The organism is Luteitalea sp. (assembly GCF_022842525.1).
In the GTDB taxonomy this organism is placed as follows: Bacteria; Acidobacteriota; Vicinamibacteria; order Vicinamibacterales; family Vicinamibacteraceae; genus Luteitalea.
Genome location: NZ_JALHPM010000084.1, coordinates 20636 through 27959, shown reverse-complemented (window position 1 = coordinate 27959; position 7324 = coordinate 20636). Strand labels below are relative to the sequence as shown.

Sequence of the window (7324 nt, the reverse complement as noted above, 5' to 3'; positions counted from 1 at the left end):
GCGCGCCCAGCGCGCCGGCCAGCAGGGCCACCACCAGCGCCGCGGCAATCGCCTGCCCGCGACGCTCGGCCAGTAGCGTGCGGACCCGATAGCTCACCGAGTCAGGCCGCGCCGACACTGGCTCGTCGCGCAGGTAGCGCGCGATGTCGTCGCCGAGTTCCGCCGCGGTGGCATACCGGCGTCCCGGCTCGGGCCGGCACGCCATGGCCGCGATCCGCCGCAGCGCCATCGGCGGCCCCTCGCCGATGAGGGAGGTCAGGAGCACGCCCAGGCTGTAGACGTCAGTGGCCGGCGTCAGACCGCGCTCGCCGCGCACCTGCTCCGGCGAGGCGTACTCCGGCGTGAACGCCCGGTACTCGGTCAGGGTGAGGTCGGCCGCCGCGCCCTCGTCCAGCACGCGGGCGATGCCGAAGTCGAGCAGCTTGGGTACGCCAGCGGTCGTGACCAGGATGTTCGACGGCTTGAGGTCGCGGTGAATGACCTGCTGCTCGTGCGCCTGGGCCACCGCTCGACAGACGTCGATCACCAGCGCCAGCCGCTGCGGCAGGGCCAGGCCGGCCGTGGTGCAGTACCGGTCGATTGGCAGCCCATCGACGTACTCCATGACGAAGAAGGGCTCGCCGTTGTCGCTGACGCCGCCGTCGAGGAGGTGGGCGATGTGGGGATGGCTCAAGGTGGCGTGGATCTGGCGCTCGCGACGGAACCGCCGCAGCATCTCCTCGCCCGCGAACGTCCGCCCGACGATCTTGAGCGCGACCTGACGATGGAACTCGCCGTCGGCGCGCTCGGCCAGGAACACCGCCCCCATGCCGCCGCGGCCGATCTCGCGCAGGATGCGATAGGCCCCGAATCGGCGGCCCGCGTAGTCGGCCGTCAGGGGCACCGGCCTGACGCCAGGAGCCACGGCATCGAGCGGTGTGCTCGTGCTGTCGTGCGCCACCAGGAGCGACACCACCTCGCGGTACAGCGCCTCGTCTCCGTCACACAGCGCCCGCACGCGCGCGTCACGCCGATCGAGCGGCTCGTCGGCCACCTCCGAGAAGACCGCCGTGATGCGCTGCCACTGTTCGGGAGTCATGGATGCGTGGTCGATTCAAGAACTCTCAGGACGGGCCGGCGGACGACGACAGCTCACGGGTCAACCACGCCCGGGCGACCTGCCAGTCGCGCTTCACCGTCCGCTCTGACGCACCGATGAGCGCCGCCGTCTCCGGCACCGACAGTCCCCCGAAGAACCGCAGCTCGACGATCCGCGCCTGCCGCTCGTCGAGCATCGCCAGCCGCGCCAGCGCGTCGTCGAGCGCCACGAGATCGACGTCCTGCCCGACCGCTGGGACGTCCACGTCGTCGATGGGCACGCGAATCTCACCGTTGCCCCGCTTGAGCGCATTGCGCCCGCGGGCGTGGTCGACCAGCACGCGGCGCATCACCCGGGCGGCGACGGCGACAAAGTGCGCCCGGTTCTCCCAGGAGGTGCCAGGGGTTTCCGCGAGGCGCAGGAAGGCCTCGTGGACGAGGGCGGTCGGCTGCAGGGTGTGGTCTGTCCGTTCGCGCCGCAGGGCGGAGGCGGCGAGGCGGCGGAGTTCCTCGTACACGATCGGGAACAGTTCCGCGGCCGCGGCGGCATCACCGGCGGCGGACTGGGCGACGAGGCGAGACACGTGCCGTTGGCTGTTCACGGGGGGGGAGGGTGGCTCTCCACAAGGATAGCCAAAGTCGAGCTGGATGCGGACCGGCGCCGCGGCCCCGGGGGGCTCGGCGGCCGGCCCACGGACCTGGCCTTCCGGGCGCGCTACGGACGGGTCGAGCGCTCGTCCGGGGGCCCCCCGTAGGGCTCGCGCAGCGGTGGGAGGTCGTCGCCCTGCGTGCTCTCGTTCTCGACGATGGCCTCGCTCTCGTCGACGGCCTCCTCCGGCGATTGCTCCCGCCTGGCCTTCTCTTCCGGATCGTCGTGCAGGGTGTCGTTGGTCGTGGTCATGGTAAGGATGAGCTTTCTCGTTTGGCGATGTGCCTGCTGCATCGTACCCAAGCGTGGCCGGCGCGTCGACGTCAACGATCGCGATCGGCCCCGTGGAACCCGACTGGACCGCAGCACGTAGGTACAGCGCATGTCGATGCGTGTCTGCCGCATCCTTGCCGCGCTGTTCGTCGCCACGCTGCTGCTCGCGCTGAGCCCTGCCTGGGCCACGGCCGAGGACGCCCGCGTGGACGCCTTCGTCCGGGCGCAGATGACGGCCCGCCACATTCCCGGCCTGACGCTCGCGGTGGTGAAGCACGGCGAGGTGGTGCTGCAGCGCGGGTACGGTCTCGCCAATGTCGAGGACGGACGCCTGTCCCTGGAGACACCGCTGCGCGCCGTGCTGCCCGACATGCCGGCGGCGTGGGGCCCGGTCACCATCGCGCAGTTGCTCACGCACACGTCCGGCATCCCGAGCTACACCAGTGCGCCGGCCTTCGCCGGCACCATGCGGAAGGACTACACGCCAACCGAGCTCATCGCGCTGGTGAAGGACCTCCCGGCGACTACGTCAGCCCGACGCAGCCGTATGCGGCCGGGGCGCTGCTGGTGTCCGTGCGGGACCTGATCGCGTGGGATCGGGCGCTCTCGACGCGTCCGCTGCTTTCGCCAGCCAGTCTGGCGGCGATGTACGCCCCTGTCGCGCTCGCCGACGGGACCACACACCCCTACGGGTTCGGCTGGGACGTGGGCCCCTACCGCACCAGGCCCCGGCACGGGCACAGCGGCGGCATTCCCGGGTTCTCGACCTACTACGGGCGGTTCGTCGACGACGAGGTCAGCGTCATCGTGCTGGCCAACGAAGGCGGCGGCGGCGCGGAGCGCATCGCCAATGGTGTCGCGGCGTTCTACATCCCGGCCGTGCACGAGCACGCCCCGCGGCCGATTCCGGACACCAACCCGACGCAATCGTCCTTCCTGATGTCGGTGGTCACGACGCTGGCCACCGGGACGGCCGAGCAGGACTGGTTCACCCAGCGGGCGGCAAGACCTGGGGCACCTGGGCGGCTTGTCAGCCGCGCCCGCGCTCGCTATGGTGCACGGCGTGACACTGCGACCTGCCGTGCTCCTCCTCCTGGGTTGTCTTCTACTCACCCTGACCGCGTGCGCGCGGCGGCCTGCACCGACGACGACGCCGGGGGATGTGCCGCGTCGACCGCAGACGATCTCGGCGGTGGCCCCGGGGGCGGTGGTGCAGCCGGGGCTGGAGGTCTTTCTCACGCACCTGCCGCGGTCCCTGCGCGGCGCCCGGGTCGGGCTCATCACCAACCACAGCGCCATCGACCGGCAAGGCATGTCGGCGATCGACCGGATCGCCGCGCACCGTCAGCTGAGGCTCGTGGCGCTGCTTGCCCCCGAGCACGGCATCCGCGGCACGGTCCCCGACGGTGTGAAGATTGCCGACGACGTCGATGCGAAGACCGGCGTGCCGATCTACTCGCTGTACATGGCCGAGGATCGCGGGCCGACGCCCGAGATGCTGAAGGACGTCGACGTCCTGGTCTACGACCTGCAGGAGGTCGGCGGGCGCACGTGGACCTACGTCTCGACGATGGCGCTGTCGATGAAGGCCGCCGCGCGCAAGGGCATCCCGTTCGTGGTGCTGGACCGACCGAATCCGATTGGCGGCGAGATCCTCGAAGGCGCGCTGATTGCGCCGGGGTTCACGTCGTTCGTCGGCATGTACCCGATCCCCGCCCGCCATGGCATGACCGTCGGTGAGCTCGCGGCGTACTTCAACCATGCCTTCGGCATCGGCGCCCGGCTGATCGTGGCGCGCACCTCGGGATGGGCCCGCGGACAGTGGCGCGACGACACCGGCCTGCCCTGGGTGAACCCGTCGCCCAATCTGCGGTCGCTGGCGGCACTGTCGAGCTACCCGGGCACGGTCTACTTCGAAGGCACCAACCTCACCGAGGGACGCGGCACCGACCGGCCGTTCGAGCAGGTCGGCGCCTCGTGGCTCGATGCGCCCGGCGTCGCCGCCCAGGTGAACGCGCTGTATCTGGCGGGCGTCCGGGTCGAGCCGATCACGATGGACGTGCTCCCCACGGCGGCCAAGTTCAAGGGCGAGTCGATTCCCGGCCTGCGCCTCGTCATCACCAACCGGCAGACGTATCGCCCGGTGCGGACGGCGCTGATCCTGATCGACGTCATCAAGCGCCATCACCCCGATCGCTTCCAGTGGGGGCCCTCGATCGACCGGTTGACGGGGTCGGACAAGGTGAGGGGCGCCATCGAGGCCGGCCAGCTCTCGCCGCTGCTCGACGCGTGGGATGTCGAGGCGGAGGCGTTCCGGCGCACGAGGGCACCCTACCTGCTGTATCCGTGACGGCGTCAGAGCGTCCGCGCTCGGCGGCATTCGGCATTCGGCATTCGGCATTACCCTTAGCCCATGCTCGCCACTCGTCGCCTCCTCGTGGCCGCCGCCCTGGCGTGCCTGCCGGCCACCACGACGTTCGCGCAACAGGCACATATCACCCTCGACTGGGCGCCGCACCGCGCAGGCGGCACGCTCGTGCCGTTCATGGCCAACGTCATCTCGCCCGAGGTCACCGATCAGGGCATGGTCACGTTCCGCCTCAAGGCGCCACGCGCGCAGGAGGTGCAGCTGTCGGCCGGCACGATCGCCGCCGCGCTCGGCAGTCCGACGTCCACCTGGCCGTTCACGAAGGGCGCCGACGGCACGTGGACGCTCACCATCGGCCCGGTCCCGCAGAACCTCTACGTCTACAAGTTCCTGATCGACGGCGTCTCCGTCGTCGACCCCGGCAACACCATCGGCGGGTTCGGCAATCAGCCGGGCTACAGCACGCTGGTCGTGCACGGTCGCGGCCCGGCCTACTACGATGCCCGACCGGTGCCGCATGGCACCATCACCCGCCACGTCTATCACTCGCCGGTCCTGGACGGCGAGCGCGAGCTGTTCGTCTACACGCCGCCGGGCTACGACCGCACGAAGGCGTATCCCGTGCTGTACCTGCTCGGTGGCAGCGGTGAACTCGCCGGAGGCTGGTGGACCGATGGCCGCGCCGGCTTCATCGCCGACAACCTCATCGCCGAGGGACGGGCCGTGCCGATGATCATCGTCATGCCCAACAACCAGGTCGTCCATCGCACCGACCCGAAGCACACGGAGCTCACGTTCCGCCTGTTCGATCAGGAACTGCGCAGGGCGATCATGCCGCTCGTGGAGGCGCAGTACCGCACCGTCGCCGACCGTCGCAGCCGCGCCCTCGCCGGGCTGTCGATGGGTGGACGCCACACGCAGCTGGTCGGCTTCAAGGCTCTCGATCTGTTCGCGTCGTTCGGCGTCCTCAGCGCGGGAGACCCCGAGTCCGAGAAGACCACGCCGGCGTTCCTCGCCGACCCTGACATCAACACGAAGGTGGACTACCTGCTCGTCGGCCTCGGGACCAAGGAAGACACCCCGACCAACCGCGGCGTCGTGTTCCACCAGATTCTCGAGAAGCACCGCGTGGCGCATGACTACGCCGTCGGCGGCCAGGGCGCGCACGACTGGGCGACATGGCGTTGGCTGCTGCACGAGCGCCTGCTGCCGAACCTCTTCCGCCCGCGCAAGTAGGCCGCACCAGCGTATGCACACCATGCAGACCGACCCCGCAGGCCAGCAGTTCGACGTCGTCATCGTGGGGTCCGGCGCGTCGGGCGGCTGGGCCGCCAAGCGCCTGACGGACGCCGGCTTGCGCGTGGCCGTGCTCGAGGCTGGGCGCGCGCTCACCGACGCCGACTACACGGAGCACATCCCCGCGCATGCGCTGCCCTATCGCGGGCGCTCGAAGGCGCCGTTCGAGTCGACCCGACCGGTGCAGTCGCAGTCCTACGCCGTGCGCGAGTGGAATGCGGATTGGTACGTGAACGACGTCGAGGAGCCGTACATCGACGACTCCGATCCCGAGTTCGTCTGGGTGCGCCCGCGCATCGTCGGTGGGCGCATGAACATCTGGGGACGCGGCTGCCTCCGGATGAGCGACATCGACTTCAAGGCAGCTTCGTACGATGGCGCCGGGGTGGACTGGCCGATCACGTACGCCGAGCTGAAGCCGTACTACGACCTGGTCGAGGCGTACGTCGGGGTCTCCGGGATGCAGGAGGGGCTCGCGCAGTATCCGGACGGCCCCTTCCAGCCGCCGATGGGGTTGACCTGCAACGAGTTCGCCGTGCGCAGCCGCGTCAAGGAGGCGTTCGGCTACACCATCACGCAGGGGCGCACCGCCAACCTGACCCGGCCGCTCAACGGCCGCCAGGCGTGTCACTACTGCGGGCCGTGCGAGCACGGGTGCGTGACCCACTCGTACTTCAGTTCGGCGTTCACCACGATGAAGGATGCGCTGGACACGGGGCGGTGCACGCTCGTGACCGGTGCGATGGCCTACCAGGTCCTGATGGACCCGAAGACCCGGCGGGCCCGCGGCGTGCTCTACATCGATCGCGTCACCCGCCAGCCGAAGGAGATCTTCGGGCGCGCCGTCGCGCTGTGCGCGCAGACGCTCGAGTCCGTCCGCATGCTGTTGAACTCGGCGACGAGGCAGGACCCGGCCGGCCTGGCCAACTCCAGCGGCATGTTGGGCAAGTATCTGATGACGCATTTCGCCGGCGCCGGGGCGTCCGGCGAGCTGCCCGATCTCGTCGAGCAGCCGTCGATGGGCAAGCCGAATCGCCCCTGCGGGCTGGTCACGCCGCGCTTTCGCAATCTGCCCGGCGGCCCGGCGTCCGCCGGGTTCCTGCGCGGCTACGCCTTCAGCACGTCGGTGGGCGCCGGCATCAATCTCGCAGCGCCAGGCTTCGGGGATGCCTACAAGCAGGCCGTGCGTCAGCCGCGACCGGCGACGCTCAGCTTCGCCGGGTTCGGCGAGTGCCTGCCGTATGCCGACAACACCTGCACCGTCGACCGCAACGTCGTCGACGCCTTCGGCATCCCGGTCGTCCGCCTGCATCTGACACCGCGGGAGAACGAGCGCGCCCTGCAGCGCGACATGGCGACGCACGCCGCCGAGATCCTGGATCGCATCGGGGCAACGCGCATCCGCCAGACCTTCGGCATGCGCGGCCAGGCACACGAGGTCGGGGCCGCACGCATGGGCACCGACCCGAAGTCGTCGGTCCTCACCCCGTTCCTCCAGACGCACGACGTGCGCAACCTGTTCGTCATGGACGGGTCGAGCTTCCCGTCCAGTGCGTGGCAGAACCCGACGCTGACCATCATGGCGCTGGCCGTGCGGTCGACCGACTTCCTGCTGGAGCAGCTGCGCACGGGTGACGTGTAGGCGGGCTACACTCGACATC

At 70.1% G+C, this 7324-nt stretch carries 7 protein-coding genes; 4 read left to right on the top strand and 3 right to left on the bottom strand.

The genetic code is table 11. The features are described 5' to 3' along the window. The 3 genes from Q0C41_RS16955 to Q0C41_RS16945 all read right to left on the bottom strand — a co-directional run. The coding region (locus tag Q0C41_RS16955) for a serine/threonine-protein kinase (protein ID WP_291985538.1) at nt 1-1078 on the bottom strand (1078 nt) is incomplete at its 3' end. Between the two features lie 25 nt (nt 1079-1103). Next, on the bottom strand, nt 1104-1661 hold the full coding sequence (locus Q0C41_RS16950) for a sigma-70 family RNA polymerase sigma factor (protein ID WP_291985536.1): 558 nt from the start codon (nt 1659-1661) through the stop codon (nt 1104-1106). Between the two features lie 131 nt (nt 1662-1792). After that, on the bottom strand, nt 1793-1978 hold the full coding sequence (locus Q0C41_RS16945) for a hypothetical protein (protein ID WP_291985534.1): 186 nt from the start codon (nt 1976-1978) through the stop codon (nt 1793-1795). 130 nt (nt 1979-2108) lie between these two features. Here Q0C41_RS16945 and Q0C41_RS16940 point away from each other — a divergent pair, with 130 nt between their 5' ends. The 4 genes from Q0C41_RS16940 (at nt 2109) to Q0C41_RS16925 (ending at nt 7305) form a co-directional block, all read left to right on the top strand. Further along, nucleotides 2109-2585, top strand: a complete 477-nt coding sequence (locus Q0C41_RS16940) for a serine hydrolase (RefSeq protein ID WP_291985532.1) — start codon at nt 2109-2111, stop codon at nt 2583-2585. A gap of 477 nt (nt 2586-3062) precedes the next feature. Continuing rightward, complete coding sequence (locus Q0C41_RS16935) at nt 3063-4349, top strand: DUF1343 domain-containing protein (protein ID WP_291985530.1); 1287 nt, start codon at nt 3063-3065, stop codon at nt 4347-4349. 63 nt (nt 4350-4412) lie between these two features. Continuing rightward, entirely contained in the window at nt 4413-5603 is a 1191-nt protein-coding gene (locus Q0C41_RS16930) for an alpha/beta hydrolase-fold protein (protein WP_291985528.1), read from the top strand. A 22-nt stretch (nt 5604-5625) separates the two neighbouring features. After that, on the top strand, nt 5626-7305 hold the full coding sequence (locus tag Q0C41_RS16925; protein WP_291985526.1) for a GMC family oxidoreductase: 1680 nt from the start codon (nt 5626-5628) through the stop codon (nt 7303-7305). The last annotated feature ends 19 nt before the right edge of the window (nt 7306-7324 follow it).

Bases quoted from the DNA above. Each gene is read 5' to 3' on its own strand.
- Q0C41_RS16945 (WP_291985534.1), bottom strand. From the start codon at position 1,978: ATGACCACGACCAACGACACCCTGCACGACGATCCGGAAGAGAAGGCC.
- Q0C41_RS16940 (WP_291985532.1), top strand. From the start codon at position 2,109: ATGTCGATGCGTGTCTGCCGCATCCTTGCCGCGCTGTTCGTCGCCACG.
- Q0C41_RS16930 (WP_291985528.1), top strand. From the start codon at position 4,413: ATGCTCGCCACTCGTCGCCTCCTCGTGGCCGCCGCCCTGGCGTGCCTG.
- Q0C41_RS16925 (WP_291985526.1), top strand. From the start codon at position 5,626: ATGCAGACCGACCCCGCAGGCCAGCAGTTCGACGTCGTCATCGTGGGG.